Here is a 25,956-nt window from a genome sequence, read left to right as displayed (position 1 = left end):
ATACCATATGTTCATGATGGGCACAAATAAGTATATATGCAAGCTCGTATTAACGTTGAGCTGAAGTGTATATTTACATATCTTACATAAATATTTAGCTTAACTTTATTTTCTTCATACATGCTTAATTTTACATATCAAAAATTGATAGTTGTGCTTTATCTGGTAAATTTGGTAATGAACCTAATTCATCAAGGTAGTCAATAACTTTTTGTGATAAACCGGCTTTTTTGTTTAAATCTTCCTTCGATAAAAATGGACCTTCTTCACGTGCATCTACGATTCGTTTCGCAACATTCTCACCTAATCCTGGTACCGAAATAAATGGAGGAATTAAACTATCTTCTTCTATAACAAACTCGAAAGCTTTACTTTTCTCTAAGCTGATAGGTTGCATTCTATAGCCACGTTGTGCCATTTCATTCATTATTTCTAATACTGTTAGTGTGTCTTTTTCTTTTTTTCCTAAGTCCATATATCGACTATACATATCTTTAACCGTATTTCTGATACCTTCTTTATCTTTAATCATAGAAATTAAATCAAAGTCAGAAGCTCTTACTGTAAAGTAGCTTGCATAATAAAATAATGGATGATGTACTTTAAAGTAAGCAATTCTTACCGCCATTAATACATATGCAGCTGCGTGAGCTTTCGGGAACATGTATTTAATTTTACGACATGAATCTAAATACCAATCTGGTACTTCGTTATCTACCATAGCCTCTACCATGTCATCTGTTAAACCTTTACCTTTACGCACAAACTCCATTGTTTTAAAGGCTAATGATGGCTCTAAGCCGTTATACATTAAATACACCATAATATCATCACGACAACAAATAACGCTGGATAAATCACATGTTCCTGATCTAATAAGATCTTGTGCATTACCTAACCACACGTCAGTACCATGGGATAGTCCAGAAATTCTAACTAATTCTGAAAAAGAAGTAGGTTTTGTGTCTTCTAACATTTGTCTAACAAATCCTGTACCAAACTCTGGTACACCGAAAGTTCCTGTTTTACATAATATTTCATCTTCTGTTACACCTAAAGGCTCAGGAGAACTAAATATACCCATAGTTGCTTTATCGTCTACTGGTATTGTTTTTGGATCAATACCTGATAAATCTTGTAACATACGAATCATCGTTGGATCATCGTGTCCTAAAATATCTAACTTCAATACATTATCGTGTATCGAATGGAAATCAAAATGTGTTGTCATCCATGAAGATGATTGATCATCAGCTGGATATTGCACCGGTGTAAAATCATAAATATCCATATAATCAGGCACTACGATAATACCACCTGGATGTTGCCCAGTTGTACGCTTAACACCAGTACATCCTTTTACTAAACGATCAACTTCTGCACCTCGTTTATGGATGCCTTGGTCATTTAAAAATCCTTTTACAAAACCAAAAGCTGTTTTTTCAGCTACAGTACCTATCGTACCCGCACGGAACACTTTATCTTCACCAAATAACACTTTAGTGTAGTTATGTGCCTCTGGTTGATATTCACCACTGAAGTTAAGGTCAATATCAGGTACTTTGTCGCCTTTAAAACCTAAAAATGTTTCAAATGGAATATCTTGTCCTTCTTTAATTAACTCGCTACCACATGTTTCACAAGATTTATCTGGTAAATCAAAACCAGAACCTACAGAACCATCATTAAAGAATTCACTTGTTTTACATTTAGGACAAATATAATGAGGTGGTAATGGGTTTACTTCGGTAATTTCTGTCATAGTAGCAACAAAGCTTGAACCTACAGAACCACGAGAACCTACAAGATAGCCATCATCCAATGATTTTTTCACTAACCGTTGTGAAATTAAGTAAATCACTGAGAAACCGTTACCGATAATACTCGCTAGCTCTTTTTCTAAACGGTCGATAACTATTTGTGGTAAATCCTCACCATATAACGCTTTAGCATTGCCATAACTCATTTCGCGAATTTCTTCATTTGCACCGTCCATACGTGGCGTATAAAGTTCATCTTTAATAGGTACGACACGCTCAATACGATCTGCGAGTGCGTTAGTATTCGCTACAACTACTTCATAAGCTTTTTCTTCACCTAGAAAATGGAATTCATCAAGCATTTCATCTGTAGTTCTAAAGTGCGCCTCCGGTAGTGTCGAACGATTTAATGGGTTACCAGGTTGAGCGGCAATTAAAATTTTACGTGCGATGGCATCATGTTCGTATAAATAATGCGCATTACCTGTCGCAATCACTGGTATGTTAGCCGCAGCACCTGCTTGAATAAGACGTTCATATATTTCGTGTAAAGTATTATTATCTCTTATCAATTCTCGATCAATTAGATCTTGATATAGTGCAGGTGGTTGCATTTCAATAAAATCATAGTATTTAGCAATTTTTTCCACTTGTGATTGATCTTTTTGCATAACTGCAGTAAAAATTTCACCTTCATCACATGCTGAACCTACTAACAAGCCTTCACGGTGTTCATCTAATAAAGAACGCGGTATACGAGGCGTTCTGTAATAGTACTGTACCAATGACGCGCTAACAATTTTAAATAAATTTTTCAAACCTTCTTGGTTTTGTACAATTAATGTTACATGATTTGGACGTGCACGTTTATATGCATCTTCATTTGATAATGATTTATTAATATCTTGATGATTCGATACATTCAGTGACTCTAACTGTTTCAACATTTTAATGAAAATGTATGCTGTTGCTTCGGTATCATAAATTGCTCTATGGTGCTGTGTTAATTCTACGCCGTATTTTTTAGCTAAGAAATTCAATCCATGTTTACCGTATTCGGTATTAATTGTTCTGGATAGCTCTAACGTATCAATAACACCATTTGTTGATGCACCTAATCCAGCACGCTCATATCCTGTGTCGATAAAGCCCATATCAAATGATGCATTATGAGCTACAAATATAGCATCTCCGACCCATTCTTTAAATTCTGTTAATACTTCATCCGCTTCTGGCGCATCGACTAACATGTCATCAGATATATGAGTTAAATTTTTAATAGTTTCTGATAAACGCTCATGTGGATTACTAAAGCGTTCAAATTTATCAATTATTTCACCATCATGCACTTTCACCGCAGCAAGTTCAATAATTTTATCGTATTGGTTTGATAATCCAGTCGTCTCAACGTCAAATACCACATACGTAGCGTCTTTTAAATTTCTATCCGTTGGTTTATAGGCAATTGGTACACCATCGTCGACTAACATACCTTCCATACCATAAATCATTTTAATTCCATTCTTTTCAGCTGCATTATGTGCATCTGGAAATGCTTGAACTACGTTATGGTCTGTAACAGCAATTGCTTTATGCCCCCATTTAGCAGCCTGTTCTACGTAAGATCCAATATTAGGGATGCCATCCATTTGACTCATTGCTGTATGTAGATGAAACTCAACTCTTTTGTCTTCTGCTTTATCTTGTTTTGATGCTTTTTTTATTTCTTCAATATCTGCCATCATCATCACTAAGTCACGCACAAAAGTATCTTCTTCAATACGACCTTGTGCTCTAACCCATTTACCTACACTTAATGCCTTGAAGTGTGCTAAATCATCTTTATTTTTACGTGTGAACATTTTTAATACTAATGAATCTGTGTAATCTGTTACTTTTAATTCGACAATATGTCGTCCACTTTTTAACTCTTTTAAGTTAATATCAAAAATAACACCTTCAATAGCAACTTTGAATTCTTCTTCAATAATCGATTCTATAGGTCTCACATTTTCAACTTGAATTGGTTTTCCTATTTGACACTTACTTACAGCACTTTCATTATTATCTTGCTGTTTGGCTTTTTCAGCTTTCATTTTTTCAAGTTTTTCAGTGGCTTCCTTAGCACTTTTCTCATCTTCTTCTTGTATATGTGCTTCTAATGAAGCTAAATCATCTTCCGTACTGACATTATCGGTTTCAAATATCACTTTATTAATGTTAAAACCACATGTTTTTAATGCTTTAACTAAACTACCATTACATGCTTTATCAAAATGGTTACGTTCCACATCATTTTGGCACATAACTTTAATAGCATCGCCTGACATAATTAAACGTTTTTGCTTAAGCTGTCCTTTTACTTTTGGAGAAAGTTGTGTTTGGTCGATACAATGACTGAAATACTTCAATACATATTCATCTTGTTGTGACGTATCTGTAATTTCAAAACTCCATCTAACATCGGCTATTGTTTTAAATTCTTCAGTTATAGCATTCGTAAATAACAGATAATCTTCAATGGATAAAAAATGTGGCAACGCAATTTGAAATTCCCATGTCCTATTCTTTGATGACACATCTATCCTTTTTAATTCACCATTTTCTAGGATAGTAGAATCAAGTTGGTTTGCAATTTTTATTTGGTCAGCTAGGATTCTAAATTTTTCCTGATTTGTCATTGTCATGACGAAAACCACCTTACTTTATATTACACTTTTATAATTAAACCTCTACATTTAGCATTTATAACTATAATAAATGCACCATTGTACAGTTACAATGATGCATTTACTTTCGAACATTTAAAATACGTTATATATTATAGCAAAAATTAGTATGTTTTGCTTCTGTTTTATTTTACTTGAGCATACAATGCTGTAACATAATCTACCAATTCAGACACAGCTACATCTTCACTTTCGCCAGTGTCACGACGTTTTACTTCGACAATACCTTCTGCCGCATTTTTACCAACGACTACTCTAACTGGAAGTCCAATTAAATCAGCATCATTAAATTTAACACCCGCACGTTCTTTACGATCATCATATAACACATCAAAAGATTGACGTAAGTCATCATACAATTGGTCACCCAATTCACGTTGTTCATCTTTTTTCGGATTCAATGTTATGACGTGTATATCAAAAGGTGCTATTGCTTTTGGCCAGATAATACCACTATCATCATTATTTTGCTCAACAGCTGCACTCAACGTACGAGACACTCCAATACCGTAACAACCCATTAATAATGGTTGTGCTCTGCCTTGGTTATCTAAAAATGTTGCATTCATTGCTTCAGAATATTTTGTACCCAATTTAAACACTTGTCCTACTTCAATGCCTTCTGCAAATTTTGCAATACCAGCATCGTTTGCTAATGATTCACCTTCAAGAATAAATCTGAAGTCCCCATAATTTTCTACAGTGAAATCTCTATCGACATTAGCGTTTAGTAAATGGTAACCATCTTCATTGGCACCGACTACAATATTATTTAAATCTTGTAATGCGTTATCTGCATAAATTTTAATATCTTTTTCAAAAATCGGACCTAATGAACCAGGATTAGCACCAAGTAAATTTACAATTTCAGCTTGTGTCGCTAAGTCAATGTGATCTGTTTCAAAGTAAGCTTTTAGTTTCACATCATTTATTTCGTGATGACCTCTTACTAACACCATGATAAATTCACCATCAACTTTGAAAATCATTGATTTTGTAATTTCATCTAATGGTTTATTTAAGAAATCAGCTAACTCTTGAGCAGTGTGAACATTAGGTGTCTCGATTTTTGTTAACTCTTTAACATCATCGTGTTTAACATTCGGTACATAAGCTACTTCTGCTTTTTCAATGTTGGCAGCATAGTCTGTTGTTTCACTGTAAACAATCGTATCCTCTCCAATATCACTCAACGCCATAAATTCATGTGTATGGCTACCACCGATAGCACCAGAATCAGCTACTACTGGACGGACGTTTAAGCCTACTCGACGGAATATATTTGTATATGCTTGTGACATATCCTGATATGTTGTTTCTAGTGATGCTTCATCTGCATGGAATGAATAAGCATCTTTCATAATAAATTCACGGCCACGTAATAACCCAAATCTAGGTCTCTTTTCATCTCTAAATTTAGATTGAATTTGGAATAATGTTAATGGTAATTGCTTATAAGATTTCAGTTCATCTCGCACAATCGATGTTACGACTTCTTCATGCGTAGGTCCTAAGGCAAATTCTCTACCATGACGGTCTGTTAAACGCATCAATTCTGGACCGTAAGACCCCCAACGACCTGATTCTTCCCATAATTCCGCTTGTTGTAATGCTGGCATTAAAATTTCAACTGCATCGATAGCTTCCATTTCCTCACGCACAATTGTTTCAATATTATTTAATACGCGTGCCGCTAATGGTAAATAGCTATAAATACCACTTGTGCTTTGTTTTATTAGTCCAGCTTTCAACAATAAACGATGGCTTAATGCATCTGCACCAGCAGGTACTTCTTTCATTGTTGGTATAAAAACTTTAGATTGTTTCATTTAATTGCTCCTCCTAATCTTATAAGAAATAACGTTGTATATCATTCCACGTTACTAATACCATAATTATTAAAACAAAGACTGCGCCAATAGCTACGATCGTTGTTTCAGCTTTTTTATTTACAGGTTTTCTAAAAATAGCTTCATAAATAACAAATAAAATTCGGCCACCATCTAACGCCGGAATTGGTAACAAGTTCATTAAACCTAAGTTAACACTTAATAATGCAGTCCATGAAATTAAATTAATAATACCAGTTTTCACCACTGAATCTACCGAGTGATAAATACCTACCGGACCATTTAACATGTCGAATGAGAAATTACCTGTAAAAATACTTGCTATCATACTTACAATCGCAGTAAATATCAATTTACCAGCTTCTACAGATTGTGTAATTCCTGACAGTATCGGCTTAAATATTGTATGTTCTGTTTGAGATTCAAAACCTAAAATATATCGTGTTTCTGTTTTAGTTTTTGTTAATTGCTGTTCTATTTTCTTTGGTTTTATATTTAAATTTTCGGTTTTACCATCTCGTTTAATGGTAAGTTGTGTTGTTTTGTCTTTATTGTCTTGCAATGCCTCATCTATATCACTTTTATCATCTATATTATGACTACCAATCTTTACAATTGTATCGTCACTTTGCAAGCCAGCTTTATCGGCTGGTGAATTCCCTTGTACATTATCTACTGTATTGGTTGGTGTTCCTTGATAATAGGCAAGTCCAATAAACAATGCTAAAGTAAGCAAGAAATTGAAAAGTGGCCCAGCAAATAGTGTAAGGAATTTTTGATATGGCTTTTTATATGTGAATTGACGATTACGTGGCGCAATTTGAATTAAACTTCCATGTTCCACAAAATAAGCTTTTTTCGCAATATTAAAATGATGACGTTCTTGATCATGTGCAGTGACACCTTCAATAAACATGCCAGCTTTAAAATCGCACTGTTTTACTTCTAACGCTTCGATTTGTTGAAACTTGTGTTGGTCATCTAAAATAATGTGCGTAATTTCATCTTGCTCATTTGTTTTTATTTTAACATGCATACCAGGTTGGACTGGCGGTTCTTCTAAACCATCTCCAGCCATACGAACATAACCACCAACCGGCAATAATCTAATCGTATATAATGTTTCATTTTTTCTAAAACTAAAAATTTTCGGCCCCATACCTATGGCAAATTCAGGACACATAATACCCGCTCTTTTAGCGAAAAACATATGTCCATACTCATGAACAGATACGAGTACACCAAAAACGACAATAAATGCAAATATCGTTACTAAGAAACTCAAATTAACTACACCTCGTATTTTTATTTAAGATTATGTTTAAATGTGTGTTACAACCTGTCTAAATCATTCAAGTTGAACAGTAATTGTATCATGTTATACACATGAATATTATTATAACACTTCATTAGTTAAGCAATTTTCACACTAACATAAAAGTACTTTACTATGAATCAGTGACTATTAAATTTCACCTTGTTAAAAGGAGTTAAGAAATAAAATAACTTTACAATGACTGTTAGTTATTTTACCTCATTAACTCCTTCGCTACAACTTTATAAACATTATTCAATTTTATTTCCATACGAGTGCAGATCATTTAACTTGAACTATTTCATTAACTCCTACACTTGTATCAATAAAATGTTAACGAGTGGTAATACAAACATAAAGCTATCAAAACGATCTAATATCCCACCATGTCCTGGTAACAATCTACCAGAATCTTTTACACCAAAGTGGCGTTTGAATCCTGATTCTACTAAATCACCTAATTGTCCAAATGCACTTAAGATAATTGTGATTATCAGTAATAACCATGTTACAGTTTGAAAATCCACAAATAAAATCATTATTAATGGCACCAATAAACTACAGAATAATCCACCAATAAATCCTTCTATCGTTTTGTTAGGGCTAATTACAGGCCATAATTTATGCTTGCCCATTAAGCGTCCAAAAATATATGCACCAGTATCAGTTAACCACACAACTAAAAATGCAAACAATATGAAGTGTAATCCTTCAGAGCGAGTTTCATACAAATACATAAAACCTATTCCTACGTATGCCACTGACATCAAACAGAAAGCTGCATCCATAAAGCTGAATCTGTTTTTAGATAATACTGTATAACTTAAAAGTATAAAACTAATCGCAATTAAAGATTTTAATTGAAAGTCATTGACCCACGTGCCAGCATCTTGCGGCAACATAATAATTAATATACCTAGTGCACATATGATACCAGGAACTGATAAAAACTTAATCATATTCATATTCAACAATTCTTTTAATCCAATAAAAGCAAGCAAATACGAAAACAACATCAGTATGAATCCACCCTTTAGTAGTATAGGTAGAAAGACAATAAGGGCAACTATCGCAGTTAAAGTTCTAACTTTCATACTATTCTCCTATCTTTTATAGCCCACCAAAACGTCTCTGGCGTGACTGATAAATTTTTATACAATTTTCTAATTCATTTTTATCAAAATCTGGCCACAGTTTCTCATTAAATATAAATTCACTATATGACACTTGCCAAATTAAAAAATTACTAATACGTTGTTCTCCAGATGTTCTAATTAATAAGTCAGGATCTGGATACTTATTAGTAAATAAATGTTCTGAAATTAATGCTTCAGTAATGTCTTCAGCACATGCTTGTTCTTTTGACAACTGTTCGTATAGTGATTTCACACTATGCACAATTTCCGCGCGTCCGCCATAATTAATTGCAAAAATTAATTTCATGCCCGTATTATTTTTCGTATCTTCTTTCGCCTTATCAATGGCTTTTAATGTTGAAGAAGGTAAATTATCGATGAATCCAATTGTTTCTACTTTAACATTGTTTTCGATTAATTCAGGCAAAAATGTTTTCAAAAAGTTTACAGGCAAATTCATAATATAATTAACTTCACTTTCAGGTCTTGACCAATTCTCTGTCGAAAACGCATAAAGTGTTAAATACTTAATTCCCATATCACTTGCGGCTTTAGTAATTTTCTTTACTGTTTGCATGCCCTCATAGTGGCCTTTAATACGTGGTAATTTTCGTTTTTTTGCCCAACGACCATTACCATCCATAATAATCGCAATATGTTCTGGTATATTATGTAAGTCTGAATCACTATGTTCTTGAATTGACTGTGATTTCTTCTTATTTTTAAGATTTTTAAACATGGTATTTCCTCCGAGCATGGTCATCTCTGTATATTATAATAGCTTATTTATACAATTATCTACCATTTTATCATAATAAATAAGTACGTTGCATAAACAAATAAAAAACTGTACCAAAGTCTGATTTGATACAGTCCATATATAACATAATACTCTCTACACTTGTATGAAAGCATTATTACACATGCTAGTTTCAAATACGTATACTAACTTATGCATGAACAAATCGTCATCGGTACAGTAATAACCATGATTATACTGACATAATATCGTTTTCTTTTTCTTCTAACAGTCTGTCAACTTCTTTAATAGAATCATCAGTTAATTTTTGAACATCATCTGTTTGTGATCTTAAATCATCTTCAGTGATATCGCCATCTTTTTCTTGTTTTTTCAAGAAGTCGTTTGAGTCACGACGCACGTTACGAATAGCAACTTTCGCATTTTCAGCGATTTTTTTAACTTCTTTAACTAACTCTTTACGTCGTTCTTCAGTTAAAGCTGGAACTGAAATTCGGATTACTTCACCATCACTTGAAGGATTTACACCTAAATTAGCAGCGATGATTGCTTTTTCTACATCTGCAACTGATGATTTATCATAAGGTGAAATAACTAATAAACGTGCTTCTGGTACATTGATACTCGCTAATTGTTGAACTGGTGTTGGCGCTCCGTAATAATCTACAGTTACACCATTTAGTAGATTTGAGTTGGCTCTACCTGCACTAATGTTAGCTAATTCTCTAGAAAAACTGTCTATAGTCTTTGTCATCTTACTTTTAGTGTCGTTAATTATGTCACTCATTTTTTACACCTCAAATTATTTTGTAATTAATGTTCCTATTTTCTCGCCCATTACAGCACGTTTAATGTTTCCTTCTTCCATAATTGAGAAGACATTTAATGGAATATTATTATCCATACAGAAAGAAGAAGCAGTTGAATCCATTACTTGTAACCCTTCTTGTAACATTTGGATATGTGTTAAATGTTCGTATTTAATCGCATCTTTGTCGATTTTCGGATCTGCAGAATAAACACCATCAACATTATTTTTACCCATTAAAATTACATCAGCTTCTACTTCAGCTGCACGCAATGCCGCTGTTGTATCTGTAGAGAAATATGGATTACCAATACCAGCAGCAAAAATGACTACTCTCTTTTTCTCTAGGTGTCTAATCGCACGTCTACGAATATATGGTTCTGCTACTTGTTTCATTTCGATAGATGTAAGTACTCGAGTATCACACTCTAGTTGTTCTAAACTATCTTGTAATGCTAATGCATTCATTACTGTAGCTAACATACCCATATAATCAGCCGTACCACGGTCCATTCCTAAATCGGCACCTGTTTTACCTCTCCAAATATTACCTCCACCTACAATTACAGCGATTTCACAATCCATCTTTGCAACTTCAGCAACTTGACTCGCAACACTTTTAATTATCATAGGGTTAATACCACTACCCTTATCACCTGCAAGTGCTTCTCCACTTAATTTTAAAACAACACGTTTGTATTTTGAAGTTTCAGCCATTGTCTTATCCTCTCTATTGTAATGATATGTAATTGATACAAGTAAAGAAGACACAATAGGTCTTCCAATACAAAAGGTTGTCTTTTATACGGAGGCACAAAAGGTGTCTTCTTTCTTGTTCAACATTATGAAAGATTATTTCATTTGCCCTTTAACTTCATCAGCAAAGTTTTCTTCACGTTTTTCCATACCTTCGCCTACTTCATAACGTACGAAGTCAACAAGTTTTCCACCTTTAGATTTTAAGTAAGCTTCAACTGTTTGATCTGGATCTTTTACGAAGTTTTGGTCTACAGCACAAATTTCTTGTAAATATTTACGTAAACGACCTTCTACCATTTTTTCAACGATATTTTCTGGTTTACCTTCATTTAATGCTTGTTGTTTTAATACATCTCTTTCGTGAGCAATTTCATCTTCATTAACTTGTTCAGATGAAACATATTTAGGGTTAATAGCTGCGATATGCATAGCAACATCTTTAGCAGCTTCTTCGTCTGTTGTACCTTCAACAACTGTAAGCACACCAATACGTCCGCCCATATGTTTGTAACTACCGAAAGCATCGTTATCAGTTTTAGTTTTCATTGCGAAACGACGAATGCTTAATTTTTCTCCAATTGTAGCAATTGATTCTTTCATGCGCTCATCTACTGATTTACCATCAGCTAATTTAGTTTCAAGTAAAGCTTCTACAGAATCAACTTTTGTTTCAAGTACTTGTGTAGCAACTTCTTTAACTAATGCTTGGAAACCTTCGTTACGAGCAACAAAGTCAGTTTCTGAGTTAATTTCAACGATTGCTGCATCTTTTCCTTTAACTTCTACATGTACTAAGCCTTCTGCTGCGATACGATCAGCTTTTTTAGCTGCTTTAGAGATACCTTTTTCACGTAAGTAATCAATTGCTTTATCAATATCTCCATCAGTTTCAGTTAACGCTTTTTTACAGTCCATCATACCAGCGCCAGTTTTTTCACGTAATTCTTTAACAAGTTTAGCTGAAATTGCCATTTCGAATTCCTCCATTATTTCATGAATTATAATATTTATTTTTAAAAAAAGGTGATAAGCTTCATTATCTTATCACCCATTTTACATTATTCTTAGTTTGATTCAACAGAAGTGTCTTCTTCAGTTGATGCTGATTCAGTAGCTTCTTCTTTTGATTCTTCTAAATCAATATTTTGTTCAGCTGCTACTTCTTCATTAGATACACCTTGTTGACCTTCTAAGACTGCATCTGCCATTTTACCAGTTAATAATTTAACGGCACGGATAGCATCATCGTTTGCTGGGATAACGTAATCGATTTCGTCAGGATCACAGTTTGTATCCACGATACCTACGATTGGGATGTTAAGTTTACGTGCTTCAGCAATTGCGTTACGCTCTTTACGAGGGTCAACAACAAATAATGCTTGAGGCATAGATTTCATATCACGAATACCACCTAAGAATTTGTTTAAGCGGTCATATTCTTTTTTAAGTTCTACTACTTCTTTTTTAGGTAATACTTCGAACAAGCCATCTTCTTCCATTTTTTCAATTTCAGAAATACGTTTGATACGTTTAGAAATTGTTTTATAGTTAGTTAAAATACCACCTAACCATCTTTGGTTTACGTAAAATTGACCAGCACGTTCTGCTTCAGCTTTAACTGATTCTTGTGCTTGTTTTTTAGTACCAACAAATAGTACACGTCCACCATCTTCAGAGATTTGCTTGATGAAGTTATAAGCTTCTTCAACTTTTTTCACTGTTTTTTGTAAATCGATAATGTAGATACCATTTCTTTCAGTGAAAATGTATCTTTTCATTTTAGGGTTCCAACGGCGTGTTTGATGACCGAAATGAACACCTGCTTCTAGTAATTGTTTCATTGAAATTACTGCCATAATTAAAATCCTCCTATTGGTTTTTACCTCCATAAACAGCTCGTATAAACACGACGTATTAACAGCGCACCCTTTATACTTCTACTGTTTATGTGCGTATTGGCTCTTTAGCCGTTATTAAATATATCATAAGAAAATATATAAAGCAATAAAATAATATTAAAGATTTTCAAATTAAAAACGACGCATTGTAAAATATTACGTCGTTTTTAGTCTTAATTATTTAAAGCGCGATAGTTCATCTAAGAACTTTTCTTTCTTAACTTTGATAAATGTCCCTTTCATTCCTAAAGAACGAGACTCTATAACTCCGGCACTTTCAAGTTTTCTTAACGCATTTACAATTACTGATCTAGTAATACCTACACGATCAGCTACTTTAGAAGCGATTAATAATCCTTCTTTGCCTCCAAGCTCTTCAAAGATATGATCGATAGCTTCACTCTCTGAGTAAGATAAAGAATTTATCGCCATATTAATTGCAGCTTTGTCTCTAGCTTCTTGTTCTACTTCGTTATGTTTTTCACGTAGAATTTCCATACCGATTACTGTCGCTGCATATTCACCTAAGACTAAATCATTTTCTGAGAAGTCATCTTGTACACGTCCAAGTACAAGTGTACCTAAACGTTCTCCCCCACCTAAGATTGGGAAAATAGTTGTTTTACTTTGTGCAAATAACTCTTGGTTTTCTGGTGGGAATACTGTTAATACGTTAGCAATATCGATATTAGATTGAGTTTCTTTTACATCCATTAATTTGTCTGTATACTCTGTAGGGATGTGACGATTTTCAAGCATTTGAATAATACGTTCGTTTTTTAATAGTTCATTTAAACTTGATCCTAATATTTTCCCTTTTCTAGATACGATAAATACATTTGTCACTGTAACGCTACTAATTGTTTGCGCCATATCCTTAAAATCAACTGCAATACCTTTATGCTTTTGTAAAAGTGTATTAAGCTCTCTTGTTTTTAATAATAGACTCATTATTGCTGCTCCTTTTTAATTTGAATTATAAAATAAATGCACTTAAATCTTTATTAGTTGAAATAGATTTTAATTTATCGTCTACATATTGTGGTGTAATATCTACAACAGCGTTTGGCATATTTGGTGCTTCATACGATAAATCTTCTAACATTTTTTCTAAGATAGTGTGTAAACGTCTAGCTCCAATATTATCTGTATCTTGATTTACTTGATAAGCAATTTCCGCTAATCGTTGAACTGCATCTGTTGTGAAATTCACTGTCACATCTTCTGTTTGTAATAATGCTTCATACTGTTTGATAAGTGATAACTTAGGCTCAGTTAATATGCTCACAAAGTCAGATACTGATAAACTCTCTAATTCAACACGAATTGGAAATCTACCTTGTAATTCAGGAATTAAATCACTTGGTTTAGATACGTGAAAGGCTCCGGCACCTATAAACAGCATATGCTCCGTGCTTACAGTACCATATTTAGTTTGAACCATGCCACCCTCAACAATCGGTAAAATATCGCGTTGTACACCTTGACGTGAAACATCTTGACCAGAATTTTGGTTACTTGTTGCCACTTTATCGATTTCATCAATAAAAATGATACCCATTTGTTCTGCTAAATTAATCGCTTCTTGATTCGCAGTTTCTTGGTCAATGAGCTCATCTGCAAATTCATCTGCAAGAATTTTACGTGCTGTTTTAACCGGAACTTCTCGTTCTACTTTTTTCTTAGGCATAAGTTGATTCATCATATCTTGCATTTGCTGATTTTGGTTAGTACCAAGCATACCCATGGCACCTGGATCTTGTTCAACTTTAATTCTAACTTTTTCTTCTTCAAGTTTACCTTTCAACAGTTCACTTTTAATTTCAGATCTTTTAGTTTTAATTTCTTCTGTAGGTGGTTCCTCTTCTTCTTCGTTATTTTGACCAAAGTTTGACATGGCACCACCAAATAGTGATTCTAACGGATTAGATGTTTGACTTGCTTTCTTCTTCATACTCGGAACAAGCAGTTTCACTAGTTTATCATTAGCTTTTTGTTCAGCTTCGTCTTTAACTAATAATTTCTTTTGTTCTTTAACTAAACGAATAGCAACATCAACTAAATCTCTAACCATACTTTCAACATCACGACCAACATAACCTACTTCTGTGAATTTTGTTGCTTCAACTTTAATAAAAGGTGCGCCTACAATTTTAGCCATTCGACGGGCAATTTCTGTTTTCCCAACACCTGTTGGTCCAATCATTAAAATATTTTTAGGTGCAATTTCTTGTTTTTCCTCGTCTGAAAGCAAGCTCCTTCTATAACGATTGCGCAATGCTATGGCTACTTTTCGTTTGGCATCATGTTGACCGACAATATATTCATCTAATTTTGATACTATATCTTTCGGCGTTAATTTAATTCCATTATCATCCATAGTAATGATTCCCTCCATCTTCTAAACACAAAAATTGATGTTATAACAACGAATTACTTTAGAATTAATTTCAAATTTCATGTAATTCTGATTTTTTTTACGTTAAACAACTATGACTATAATTCTTCTACTATAATTTGGTCATTCGTAAATACACAAATGTCAGATGCAACTTTTAGACTTTCATAGGCCATTTCCTTAGCTGACATATGAGTTGCATGGCGTTTTAAAGCTCTTCCCGCACTCAAAGCATAATTCCCACCTGAGCCAATTGCGATTAAATCGTCATCTGGAGCAATAACTTCACCAGTACCACTCACAACAAGAATAGAAGTTTTATCCATGACGATTAACATAGCTTCTAATTGTCTCAATTGTTTATCTCCACGCCACTCTTGAGCTAATTCCACAGCAGCACGTTCTAAATTACCACTAAATTGTTGGAGTTTAGTCTCAAATTTTTCAAATAATGTAAAAGCATCTGCCACACTACCAGCAAAACCAGCAAGAACTTTACCATCGTATAATCTTCTTACTTTTCTAGCAGTTTGCTTCATAATTACTTGTTCTCCCAAAGTCACTTGTCCATCTCCGGCCATAGCAGAATGACCATTGTGTTGCACAGCATAAATTGTTGTTGCATGTAATGAAGTGCTCATTGTTAACTCTCCTTTTTTGCACGTGGATGTGCATTTAAATATACTTTCTTTAATTGCTCATTAGATACGTGAGTATATCGTCCCGTCGTTGACAGGTTTACATGTCCTAATAACGATTGTACAGTTCTCAAATCAGCACCTTGATTAAGCATATGCGTCGCGAATGTATGACGTAATTTGTGGGGATGTATTTCTGTAACTCCTGCCGTTCTTTTTACCACATCATTTAATACATAACGTACACCACGCTCAGTAATAGGTGCCCCATTCATATTAACTAATAAAAAGTCATGATTACTATTTAGTTTAGGTTTAAATTCCTGCAAGTAAACTTCAATACTTTGTCTACAAAACTCACCAAAAGGTACAAATCGTTCTTTATGACCTTTTCCTAACACCTTAACTCCTGGTGTCTGCATATCTAAGTCTTGTATTTTAATATTTACCAATTCTGATACACGAATACCTGTGGCATATAGTAATTCTAATATCACCCTGTCTCTCATACCTTTTTTAACATCAGTCGAAACGGTTTGAAATAATGCTTCCATTTCTTCTTCATAAAAAAAGTGGGGTAAATATTGTTCTTTTTTAGGGTGTACAAGCTGAACAAATGGATTCACAACTGTCTCATCTTGTGTCATCCAGTATTCATAAAAACTTCTCAGCGTTGAAATTTTACGCGAAACTGTAGTTCTTTTCAAGTTTTTTGAATATAAAAAACTTAAAAAGTTTCTTGCGTCTTTATATTCAAACGTATTTAAATTCAAATATTCTTGCTCTAAAAATGAATTGAATTGCACAATATCGTCATAATATGACTTTAGTGTATGTTCGGAAAATTGACGTTCTACTTTTAACATATAAAGATACGCTTCTTGAATTGTTTCCAATAAAAACCCCTCCATCATGTAGCATTGTAGCATATTGTTGGAGGGGACTGCTAAAAATAACTATTAAATTGTGTCTAATATTCATAATTTTCCGAACACTGTATACAGTTATAATGTTTGTTTGTAGTGTTCTAAATAAGATAATGCACGATGAGCTAATGTTTCATAACGTTCTTTCTTATCTTTAATACGATTTTCTAAGGCAGGCAATAATCCAAAGTTCGCATTCATAGGTTGGAAGTTTTTTTCATTTTTCGCATGCGAAATATAATAAGCCATACTACCAATCATTGTTTCTCGTGGAAAAATAACTTCAGCTTTATCTTGCAATTTGTGCGCAACATTTATACCAGCTAATAAACCACTAGCTGCACTTTCAACATAACCTTCTACACCTGTCATTTGACCTGCGAAGTATAATCCGTCTCTACCTTTTAATGCATATGTTTCCGACAATACATCCGGTGAATTGATAAATGTATTTCTATGCATCACACCATAACGTACAATATCAACATTTTCTAAGCCAGGTATTAAACGGATTACCTCTTTTTGAGCGCCCCATTTTAAATGAGTTTGGAAACCAACAATATTATATAAAGTACCAGCGGCATCATCTTGACGTAACTGTACCACTGCATATGGTCTTTCACCTGTTTTAGGATCTTCTAAACCAACAGGTTTCATCGGTCCAAAAAGTAAAGTTTTGCGTCCTCGCTCTGCCATTACTTCAAATGGCATACAGCCTTCAAAATATTTCTCTTTTTCAAACTCATTTGTTGGTGCAACTTCAGCTGCTAATAATGCATCGTAAAATCGATTGAATTCTTCTTCGGTCATCGGACAGTTTAAATATGCAGCTTCACCTTTATCATAACGTGATTTTAAATATACTTTGTCCATATCAATTGAATCTTTTTCAACGATTGGGGCAGCAGCATCGTAAAAATACAATTGATCTTTACCAGTCGCTTCCACGATTTCAGCTGCTAGTTTATCTGTTGTTAGTGGTCCCGTTGCAATAATTGTATAACCTTCAGGAATACTATTTATTTCTTCATTTATTACCGTAACATTAGGATGATTTTTTAAAGTTTCAGTGATATAACCAGCAAAATCATGACGATCTACTGCCAATGCTCCGCCAGCTGGCACACGTGCTTTATCTGCAGCTTCGATAATTAAAGAGTTAAGTTGTCTCATCTCTTCTTTTAATACACCTACTGCATTTGTTAATGCATTGCCACGTAAAGAATTAGAACAAACAAGTTCTGCAAACTTATCTGTATGATGTGCAGGTGTCTGTTTAACTGGTCTCATCTCGACTAAATTTACTTTGATGCCTCTTTCAGCAAGTTGAAATGCTGCTTCTGAGCCGGCTAAACCTGCACCTATAACATTGACTGTTTGTGACATATAAAATCCTCCAATACATTAAAATAGCAACTACGATACCAATAGTAATAACATAACTATAAAACTAAAATCATTACTGATATCGTTAGTTGCTTATTGTTATCTTTGATAGTCAAAAGTTAATCCTAATACATATTAACATCTTTCCTATACTAGATAACAGCAATTATTCAATTATTTTTGTACTTCTTCTTTATAATCACAGTTTGAACATACAACCTGACTACTTCTACCTTTTTTGCGTTCTACCAAGTATTCACTACATTTAGGACATTCTCTTCCTACCGGTTTGTCCCAACTAATAAAGTCACACTCTGGATATTTTGAACAACCATAAAACAAGCGATTTTTCTTGGATTTACGTTCTACTACATCGCCTTCTTTACATTTAGGGCAAGTAACACCAATAGGTTTAATGATAGCTTTTGTATTTCTACAATCTGGGAAATTCGAACATGCCATGAATTTACCATAACGCCCCATTTTTATAACCATTGGAGAGCCACAAACTTCGCAATCTTCCCCTGCTGGTTCATCTTTTATTTCAATTTTTTCCATCTCTTCTTCAGCACGTTCTACATCTTGTTTAAAACTACTAAAGAAGTCTCTAATTACTTTCTTCCATTCGATTTCGCCTTCAGCAACTTTATCTAACAATGTTTCCATATTAGCTGTAAAGTCAACATCGATAATTTCCGGGAAGTATTCTTTTACTTGTTCATAAACTATTTCACCAAGTTCTGTTGGTACAAAACGTTTACTTTCATTTTTAACGTAATTACGTTTTTGAATCGTATCAATCGTTGGTGCATAAGTAGATGGTCTACCTATTTTCAATTCTTCTAATGTTTTAACTAATCTTGCTTCAGTATAACGTGGTGGTGGTTGTGTGAAATGTTGTGATGGTTCGATATTTGTAGCTGTAACCATTTCACCTTCATCTATTTTAGGTAATTTATTTTCTTGTTTGTTGTCACCATCATCATTTGCTTCGACGTAAAGTGTCATAAATCCTTTAAACTTGATTGTTTGTCCATTCGCACGAAACTTCAAATCATTTTGTGTTAAATCTAAAGCAACTGTATCTAGAATAGCTGGTGCCATTTGACTTGCTACAAAGCGTTCCCAAATTAATTTATATAAACGGTGTTGATCTCTAGTCAAGAAATCTTTCATTTCATTTGGAGTACGTAATGTACTTGACGGTCTTATAGCTTCGTGGGCATCTTGATCGCCTTGCCCTTTAGCTTTGCGATTTGATGTGTACGTATTACCGTAAGTATCTTGAATATATTGTTTAGCTTCTGCTTTAGCTTGATCTGAAATTCGTGTTGAATCCGTACGCATATAAGTAATCAAACCTACTGTACCTTGTTTTTTCAAATCAATACCTTCATATAATTGTTGCGCTAACATCATCGTTTTACGTGCTTTGAAGTTTAATTTACGCGCTGCTTCTTGTTGTAAAGTAGACGTAGTAAAAGGATTTGATGGATAACGTGTTTTCTCTTTTTTCGTAACTTTCGTTACTTCAAACTGATCGCCATCCAATTGTGTCGTTATTGTTTCAACATCTTGTTTATTTGTTAATTTATATGGTTTATTTTTTAAATGTAAAAATTTAGCGTTAAATTTAGATTTTTTATATCTAAATTCACCTTCAATTTTCCAATATTCTTCTGGCTTAAAGTTTCTAATTTCGTTTTCACGATCAATAATAAGTCGTAAAGCCACCGATTGTACTCTTCCGGCAGACAAACCTTTTTTAACTTTTTTCCATAATACTGGAGATATATTATAACCTACTAAACGGTCTAATATTCTTCTAGCTTGTTGGGCATCCACTAATTGCATTTCAATGCCTCTTGGATGTTTAAAGCTATCTTTCACTGCATCTTTAGTAATTTCGTTAAAGACTACTCGATTTTCATTTGAATTTTCTAAATCTAATATATTAGCTAAATGCCAAGCAATAGCTTCACCTTCACGGTCTGGGTCACTTGCTAAATAAACATTTTTCGCTTTTTTAGCATGTTTTTTTAATTCTTTTACAACAGGACCTTTCCCACGTATTGTAATATATTTGGGTTCATAATCATTATCCACATCTACGCCCATTTGACTACGAGGCAAATCTCGAACATGTCCCATAGATGCTATTACTTTATATTTTTTACCTAAATATTTTTCAATGGTTTTAGCTTTTGCAGGCGATTCAACTATGACTAAATTTTCTGCCAAAGTAGTTCCCCCTTGCACAATTTTTTTACATCTAATTTACAAAGATAAATAATAAACGGTGTATTTTGATTTTGTCAATGTTTTTAATTATTAAATCAATAACAACTATTTATTTACCTAAAGCAAAAAGTGTTAACCTACGCTATTTTCACATTTATTTTTACAAAGTATCTATACATTAGTACATTTATACAATTAATTCAATAAAAATATCAATTTTCCATATAATCAATTAAAATATCTTTCGCACTTAATACAACTTTTGCACCCTGCTGAGCCATATACATATTGCCTTGTGTTAATACATTAAACATATCTCCCGGTGCTACGTATACATCTCTATTTTGGTCTAAAGCACAATCTACAGTAATTTGAGTCCCCGATTTAATAGTTGATTCCGTTATGAACAATCCTTTTGCTAACCCACTAATTAGCCTATTACGTTGTGCAAAGTGATATTTGCGCACTGGCTGAAATGGTGGATATTCACTAATAACCACCCCTATTTGTTCCATCGTTTTCCGTGTACATAAAGTTTCTTTAGGATAATGAACGAGATGTCCAAATGCTAATACTGCAATGGTAGGAATACGATAATCTAATGCTAGCTGATGTGCAATATGATCGGCACCTTTTGCTAAACCTGAAACGACAGTTAAACCATGGTTTTTAAATGCAGGATATAAGTTCTGCAAAACTTTTGTAGTATAGGCACTCGCTTTTCTTGAACCGACGATAGCGATTGTTTGAATGTTGTGCAACAAGTCACGCTGTCCTTGATAAAATAATATAAATGGGGGATCAGTTATTTCCTTTAAAATTTGGGGATAAGCAGTGTGATCAATGGATATTGTGCTAACTTGTGATTGATATAAATGCTGTGCAATATCACTATCATCGAGCGATATAAATTTTTGCAGTGGCTTATGATAGTTATTGATCTTTGTGGTAGTCAGAAACCCTCTCAAAGCAGAGGTTTGTTTGCTGTTATTAATTGTGAAAAAATTAGGAAATTGATTTATTAATTTATAAATTTGTTGGGTAGTTAAGCCACTATAGAGTAATCGTAGATATTGTTTTTGGTACATAACGTTACCTCCTCTACTATGTATTATAGATAAGGCGTTATACTTTCTAATATTACAATTACATTTAACTTTCCACTGAATTGACATCCAATTTTAACAAGTAAAAACACACTGCGACAACACGTTTGTCTTGTGTTGTCACAGTGTGTTACATCGTGAATTTACTGCACCTCAAAAAGCACAAACCCCGACATATTTCGGGATTTGTGCACTCTAAATATTATTGTTTCACAGTTAATAATTGATCATAAATGCCTGCTTCTTTAGCAGCTTCAATTAATGTTGTTCCAATTTCAGATGGTGTATCAGCAGTTTTCACGCCACATTCATTTAATGTTTTGATTTTTTCTGCTGCAGTACCTTTACCACCAGAAATAATGGCACCAGCATGGCCCATACGTTTTCCTGGAGGCGCAGTTTGACCACCTACGAAGCCAACGACTGGTTTAGTCATATTCGCTTTTATCCATTCTGCAGCTTCTTCTTCAGCAGTACCACCAATTTCACCAATCATTACTACTGCTTTTGTTTCATCGTCTTCATTAAATGCTTGTAATACATCGATGAAGTTAGTACCGTTGACAGGGTCGCCACCAATACCTACTGCTGTAGTTTGACCAATACCTTCTTCTGTTAATTGGTGTACAGCTTCATAAGTTAATGTACCTGAACGAGATACAACACCTACGTGACCTTTTTTATGAATGTAACCAGGCATAATACCAATTTTACATTCGTCAGCAGTAATAACACCTGGGCAGTTAGGTCCTACGACACGTGTCTTTTTACCTTCTGCATAACGGTTAACTTTAACCATGTCAACTACAGGAATATGCTCAGTGATGCAGATTGCTAAATCTAATTCAGCTTCAATACATTCTAAAATTGCATCCGCAGCAAACGGTGCTGGTACATAGATTACTGATACATTTGCACCTGTTTGTTCTTTTGCTTCATCTACTGTGTTAAATACTGGTACACCTTCAACAACTTGTCCACCTTTACCAGGTGTTACACCTGCTACAATTTGTGTACCATATTCAAGCATTTGTTTTGTATGGAAAAGGGCAGTAGACCCTGTGATACCTTGTACGATTACTTTTGTATTTTTATCTATAAATACGCTCATCTTAGTGCTCCCATCCTTTCCTTACGCTTCTTTAACGAGTTTAACGATTTTTTGTGCGCCTTCAGCCATAGTTGCAGCAGGTTCAATAGCAAGTCCTGAATCTTTCAAGATTGCTTTACCTTCTTTAACATTTGTACCTTCTAGACGAACTACCAATGGTAATGTTAGTTCTACTTCTTTAACAGCAGCTACAATACCTTCCGCGATAACATCACACTTCATAATACCACCGAAGATATTAACGAAGATACCTTGAACATTATCATCGCCTAAAATAATTTTAAAAGCTTCAGTAACTTTTTCTTTTGTAGCGCCGCCCCCTACATCTAAGAAGTTAGCCGGATTACCGCCGAAGTGATTAATAGTATCCATTGTTGCCATTGCTAAACCTGCACCATTAACCATACAACCAATATCTCCATCTAATGCGATGTAAGATAAATCGTATTTAGAAGCCTCGATTTCTTTCGGATCTTCTTCTTCTAAATCGCGTAATTCTTGGATATCTTTATGTCTAAATAACGCATTGTCATCGAAATTAATTTTTGCATCTAAAGCTAAAACATCACCATCACCTGTAGTTACTAATGGATTAATTTCAACAATTGAACAATCTTTTTCAATAAATACGTTATACAGTGAAATTAAAAATTTCGCTGCTTTATTAATAGACTCTTTTGGAATATTAATATTGAATGCGATTCTTCTAGCTTGATAAGGAGCTAAACCTGTTACCGGATCAATAGTCTCTTTAAAGATTTTTTCCGGTGTATTAGCAGCTACCTCTTCAATTTCAGTACCGCCTTCTTCTGATGCCATAAGTGTTACACGATCTGTCGCACGATCGATAACAAATCCAACATAATATTCTTTTTGAATATCGCAGCCCTCTTCTATGTAAAGGCGTTTAATTTCTTTTCCTTCTGGACCTGTTTGATGAGTTACTAGTTGTTTACCTAGTAATTCATTAGCGTAACTTTCAACTTCAGATAGTGATTTCGCAATTTTTACACCACCAGCTTTACCTCTACCGCCAGCGTGTATTTGTGCTTTTACCACATATACCTCTGAACTTAATTCTTTTGCTTTTTCTACCGCTTCTTCAGCAGTAAATGCTACGCGTCCTTCTGGGACAGCAACGCCCATGGAACGAAAAATTTCTTTACCTTGATACTCGTGGATATTCATTCTCCATCCTCCTGTTTCTTAGGTTAAGTGCATTTCAATTATAAGAAATGTAAGCGCTATTGTAAACTGTTTCAGCCATCTTCTTTAGAATTATTTTAAATTTCTAAGTTTTTAACCTTGGATTTTATCGGTTCAAATGATTTTCGATGAACCTCTGTCACACCATAACGTGTAATCCCATCTAAATGAGCTTGAGTACCGTAACCTACATTTTTTTCGAAAGCATAACCTGGATATGTTTCTGCCAAATCTTTCATGTATTGATCACGATATTCCTTAGCTAAAATACTAGCAGCTGCTATAGAGATACTACGCGCATCCCCTTTTATCAGTGATGTTTGTGCAATATCTGTATCAATTTCCATAGCATCAATAAGCAAGTGTGATGGGGTTACCGTTAGCTTTTGTACTGCACGGAGCATTGCCAGTTTAGTCGCTTGATATATATTCAAAGTATCAATTTCTTTTACTGAAGCGACACCATAGGCATAGTCAAGTGCGTTTGTTTGAATTTCTTGTTGTAGCTGTTGTCGTTTATCGGCAGATAATTGCTTTGAATCATTAATTCCAATAAAGTCATATGTTGGATCTAAAATAACTGCACACGTCACCACTGGTCCTGCTAAAGGCCCCCTGCCAACTTCATCAATACCACATATCACTGCGTCCTGATGTTGTTTAGCTATATTAGTCTCAAACTGAGTCATCTCAACATATTGTTCACGTAATCTTACATCTTTTTCTAATTGTTTCTGCCTTTGGGTTATAGCTAGTTTTACACCTTTTCGTTCATCTAGTTGATGTTCACTTTGCGCTAAACTTTCTAAAGATGTAATTGTTTGTAATTCTTTTTTGATATCTTTAATCGTTTGTTTACTCAAAATAGTCACGCTCAATTTCTTTAAAAACATCGAAAGTATAAGTGCCTATTTTAGCATTACGAATTTCATTGATAATTAATTCAATAACCGCTTCATAGTCTACTTCATTACCACGTTGTAATAGCCCTCTGCGTCGTCCAATAGCATCAAACCATTCTAAGTTTTCGGCATCTATCGCTACTTCGATATTATAGTGTTTTTTTAAGCCTTCATAATCATGTTGTTTTAAAAATTCTAATCCATATATAGCAACTTCATCTAAATGAACAATACTATCTTTAATCGCACCTGTTATACTTAATTTTTTTCCTACGAGTTGGTCTTCAAATTTAGGCCATAATATGCCTGGTGTATCTAATAATTGTAACGACTTCCCAATTTTGATCCATTGTTGTTGTTTCGTTACACCTGGTGTATTTCCAGTTTTAGCGATTGCTCGATTTGCTAATTTATTAATTAATGTAGATTTGCCGACATTCGGAATTCCTACAATCATCGCTCTAATTGCACGTGGCTTCAACCCTTTTTCACGCTCTTTAGCAAACTTATCTTCTGTTGCTTGAATAGCTGCCTGTTCTACTTGTTTTAACTCTTTACCATGCTTAGCATCAACTGCTACAGGAAAATTACCTTGTGCTGAAAAATAAGATTGCCACTTTTCTAGTTCTTTCAAGTTTGCCATATCTTTTTTATTCAAAATAATTACACGTGGTTTTTGTTGTATCACTTCATCAATCATTGGATTACGCGAACTATATGGTATACGTGCATCAACCAACTCAAATACTACGTCTACTTTTTTAAGTTGCTCAGTCACTTGTCTTTTGGCTTTGGCCATATGTCCTGGGTACCATTGTATTACCATAAACATCACCTTTCACTTTTAAAAATTATATTTAGATTTAGTTATTTCGAATTTACCTTTGTTTATATTATGTCCATTACATATTTTAATATGATAACGTAAATTATGATAGCATTTCTTTATGTTCAACATTTTATTTAGATGTTAATCACAAATTTTCAAATCACGCTGTTGCTTCTAAGAAATACGGGTATAGTTACT

General features: G+C 34.0%; 20 protein-coding genes. All 20 read right to left on the bottom strand.

Translation table 11 applies throughout. From position 1 onward, the window contains the following. Positions 1-130: 130 nt before the first annotated feature. A complete protein-coding gene (locus KA845_RS09285) occupies positions 131-4,447 on the bottom strand; it encodes a PolC-type DNA polymerase III (protein ID WP_103387947.1) in 4,317 nt (1,438 codons plus the stop codon). 167 nt (positions 4,448-4,614) lie between these two features. After that, complete coding sequence (locus KA845_RS09280) at positions 4,615-6,318, bottom strand: proline--tRNA ligase (RefSeq protein WP_002510988.1); 1,704 nt, start codon at positions 6,316-6,318, stop codon at positions 4,615-4,617. Between the two features lie 19 nt (positions 6,319-6,337). Beyond that, positions 6,338-7,624: an RIP metalloprotease RseP gene (gene rseP / locus KA845_RS09275; protein ID WP_021458855.1), complete on the bottom strand. Its 1,287-nt coding sequence runs from the start codon at positions 7,622-7,624 to the stop codon at positions 6,338-6,340. A gap of 341 nt (positions 7,625-7,965) precedes the next feature. Beyond that, positions 7,966-8,748 carry a phosphatidate cytidylyltransferase gene (locus KA845_RS09270; protein WP_031266489.1) on the bottom strand — a complete coding sequence of 261 codons (783 nt, stop codon included), beginning with the start codon at positions 8,746-8,748 and terminating at the stop codon, positions 7,966-7,968. A 16-nt stretch (positions 8,749-8,764) separates the two neighbouring features. After that, complete coding sequence (locus KA845_RS09265) at positions 8,765-9,529, bottom strand: isoprenyl transferase (protein WP_002510985.1); 765 nt, start codon at positions 9,527-9,529, stop codon at positions 8,765-8,767. A gap of 253 nt (positions 9,530-9,782) precedes the next feature. Continuing rightward, on the bottom strand, positions 9,783-10,337 hold the full coding sequence (gene frr, locus KA845_RS09260; protein ID WP_002510984.1) for a ribosome recycling factor: 555 nt from the start codon (positions 10,335-10,337) through the stop codon (positions 9,783-9,785). 15 nt (positions 10,338-10,352) lie between these two features. Next, positions 10,353-11,075, bottom strand: a complete 723-nt coding sequence (gene pyrH / locus KA845_RS09255) for a UMP kinase (RefSeq protein ID WP_002510983.1) — start codon at positions 11,073-11,075, stop codon at positions 10,353-10,355. 135 nt (positions 11,076-11,210) lie between these two features. Next, complete coding sequence (tsf, locus tag KA845_RS09250) at positions 11,211-12,089, bottom strand: translation elongation factor Ts (protein WP_210127996.1); 879 nt, start codon at positions 12,087-12,089, stop codon at positions 11,211-11,213. Positions 12,090-12,181: 92 nt separating this feature from the next. Next, complete coding sequence (gene rpsB, locus KA845_RS09245) at positions 12,182-12,973, bottom strand: 30S ribosomal protein S2 (protein ID WP_021458857.1); 792 nt, start codon at positions 12,971-12,973, stop codon at positions 12,182-12,184. 219 nt (positions 12,974-13,192) lie between these two features. Continuing rightward, positions 13,193-13,966 (bottom strand): GTP-sensing pleiotropic transcriptional regulator CodY, encoded by a 774-nt coding sequence (gene codY, locus KA845_RS09240; protein WP_103387950.1) that lies wholly within the window; start codon positions 13,964-13,966, stop codon positions 13,193-13,195. A 25-nt stretch (positions 13,967-13,991) separates the two neighbouring features. Continuing rightward, on the bottom strand, positions 13,992-15,395 hold the full coding sequence (gene hslU, locus KA845_RS09235; protein WP_103387951.1) for an ATP-dependent protease ATPase subunit HslU: 1,404 nt from the start codon (positions 15,393-15,395) through the stop codon (positions 13,992-13,994). Positions 15,396-15,511: 116 nt separating this feature from the next. After that, entirely contained in the window at positions 15,512-16,054 is a 543-nt protein-coding gene (hslV, locus tag KA845_RS09230; protein WP_002510979.1) for an ATP-dependent protease subunit HslV, read from the bottom strand. A gap of 2 nt (positions 16,055-16,056) precedes the next feature. Continuing rightward, positions 16,057-16,947 (bottom strand): tyrosine recombinase XerC, encoded by an 891-nt coding sequence (xerC, locus tag KA845_RS09225; protein WP_002510978.1) that lies wholly within the window; start codon positions 16,945-16,947, stop codon positions 16,057-16,059. Between the two features lie 108 nt (positions 16,948-17,055). Further along, entirely contained in the window at positions 17,056-18,363 is a 1,308-nt protein-coding gene (gene trmFO, locus KA845_RS09220) for an FADH(2)-oxidizing methylenetetrahydrofolate--tRNA-(uracil(54)-C(5))-methyltransferase TrmFO (protein ID WP_002510977.1), read from the bottom strand. A gap of 174 nt (positions 18,364-18,537) precedes the next feature. Then, positions 18,538-20,604, bottom strand: a complete 2,067-nt coding sequence (gene topA, locus KA845_RS09215; RefSeq protein ID WP_210127994.1) for a type I DNA topoisomerase — start codon at positions 20,602-20,604, stop codon at positions 18,538-18,540. Positions 20,605-20,816: 212 nt separating this feature from the next. Next, on the bottom strand, positions 20,817-21,692 hold the full coding sequence (dprA, locus tag KA845_RS09210) for a DNA-processing protein DprA (RefSeq protein WP_021458863.1): 876 nt from the start codon (positions 21,690-21,692) through the stop codon (positions 20,817-20,819). Between the two features lie 220 nt (positions 21,693-21,912). Next, positions 21,913-22,821, bottom strand: a complete 909-nt coding sequence (gene sucD / locus KA845_RS09205; RefSeq protein WP_002510975.1) for a succinate--CoA ligase subunit alpha — start codon at positions 22,819-22,821, stop codon at positions 21,913-21,915. Positions 22,822-22,842: 21 nt separating this feature from the next. After that, entirely contained in the window at positions 22,843-24,009 is a 1,167-nt protein-coding gene (sucC, locus tag KA845_RS09200) for an ADP-forming succinate--CoA ligase subunit beta (RefSeq protein WP_002510974.1), read from the bottom strand. Between the two features lie 95 nt (positions 24,010-24,104). Continuing rightward, positions 24,105-24,920 (bottom strand): ribonuclease HII, encoded by an 816-nt coding sequence (locus KA845_RS09195; protein WP_052028142.1) that lies wholly within the window; start codon positions 24,918-24,920, stop codon positions 24,105-24,107. Then, positions 24,883-25,755, bottom strand: a complete 873-nt coding sequence (gene ylqF, locus KA845_RS09190) for a ribosome biogenesis GTPase YlqF (protein WP_210127992.1) — start codon at positions 25,753-25,755, stop codon at positions 24,883-24,885. Before ylqF ends, KA845_RS09195 begins: the two co-directional genes overlap by 38 nt. Positions 25,756-25,956: the final 201 nt, after the last annotated feature.

It is taken from the genome of Staphylococcus sp. GDX8P114P-2 (assembly GCF_017892945.1).
In the GTDB taxonomy this organism is placed as follows: Bacteria; Bacillota; Bacilli; order Staphylococcales; family Staphylococcaceae; genus Staphylococcus; species Staphylococcus arlettae.
This window is presented reverse-complemented; position numbering and strand designations above follow the sequence as displayed.

Bases quoted from the DNA above. Each gene is read 5' to 3' on its own strand.
- sucD (WP_002510975.1), bottom strand. From the start codon at position 22,821: ATGAGCGTATTTATAGATAAAAATACAAAAGTAATCGTACAAGGTATC.
- KA845_RS09280 (WP_002510988.1), bottom strand. From the start codon at position 6,318: ATGAAACAATCTAAAGTTTTTATACCAACAATGAAAGAAGTACCTGCT.
- tsf (WP_210127996.1), bottom strand. From the start codon at position 12,089: ATGGCAATTTCAGCTAAACTTGTTAAAGAATTACGTGAAAAAACTGGC.
- frr (WP_002510984.1), bottom strand. From the start codon at position 10,337: ATGAGTGACATAATTAACGACACTAAAAGTAAGATGACAAAGACTATA.
- codY (WP_103387950.1), bottom strand. From the start codon at position 13,966: ATGAGTCTATTATTAAAAACAAGAGAGCTTAATACACTTTTACAAAAG.
- ylqF (WP_210127992.1), bottom strand. From the start codon at position 25,755: ATGGTAATACAATGGTACCCAGGACATATGGCCAAAGCCAAAAGACAA.
- rpsB (WP_021458857.1), bottom strand. From the start codon at position 12,973: ATGGCAGTAATTTCAATGAAACAATTACTAGAAGCAGGTGTTCATTTC.
- KA845_RS09270 (WP_031266489.1), bottom strand. From the start codon at position 8,748: ATGAAAGTTAGAACTTTAACTGCGATAGTTGCCCTTATTGTCTTTCTA.
- hslU (WP_103387951.1), bottom strand. From the start codon at position 15,395: ATGGATGATAATGGAATTAAATTAACGCCGAAAGATATAGTATCAAAA.
- pyrH (WP_002510983.1), bottom strand. From the start codon at position 11,075: ATGGCTGAAACTTCAAAATACAAACGTGTTGTTTTAAAATTAAGTGGA.
- KA845_RS09285 (WP_103387947.1), bottom strand. From the start codon at position 4,447: ATGACAATGACAAATCAGGAAAAATTTAGAATCCTAGCTGACCAAATA.
- hslV (WP_002510979.1), bottom strand. From the start codon at position 16,054: ATGAGCACTTCATTACATGCAACAACAATTTATGCTGTGCAACACAAT.
- trmFO (WP_002510977.1), bottom strand. From the start codon at position 18,363: ATGTCACAAACAGTCAATGTTATAGGTGCAGGTTTAGCCGGCTCAGAA.
- dprA (WP_021458863.1), bottom strand. From the start codon at position 21,692: ATGTACCAAAAACAATATCTACGATTACTCTATAGTGGCTTAACTACC.
- KA845_RS09265 (WP_002510985.1), bottom strand. From the start codon at position 9,529: ATGTTTAAAAATCTTAAAAATAAGAAGAAATCACAGTCAATTCAAGAA.
- sucC (WP_002510974.1), bottom strand. From the start codon at position 24,009: ATGAATATCCACGAGTATCAAGGTAAAGAAATTTTTCGTTCCATGGGC.
- KA845_RS09195 (WP_052028142.1), bottom strand. From the start codon at position 24,920: ATGTTTTTAAAGAAATTGAGCGTGACTATTTTGAGTAAACAAACGATT.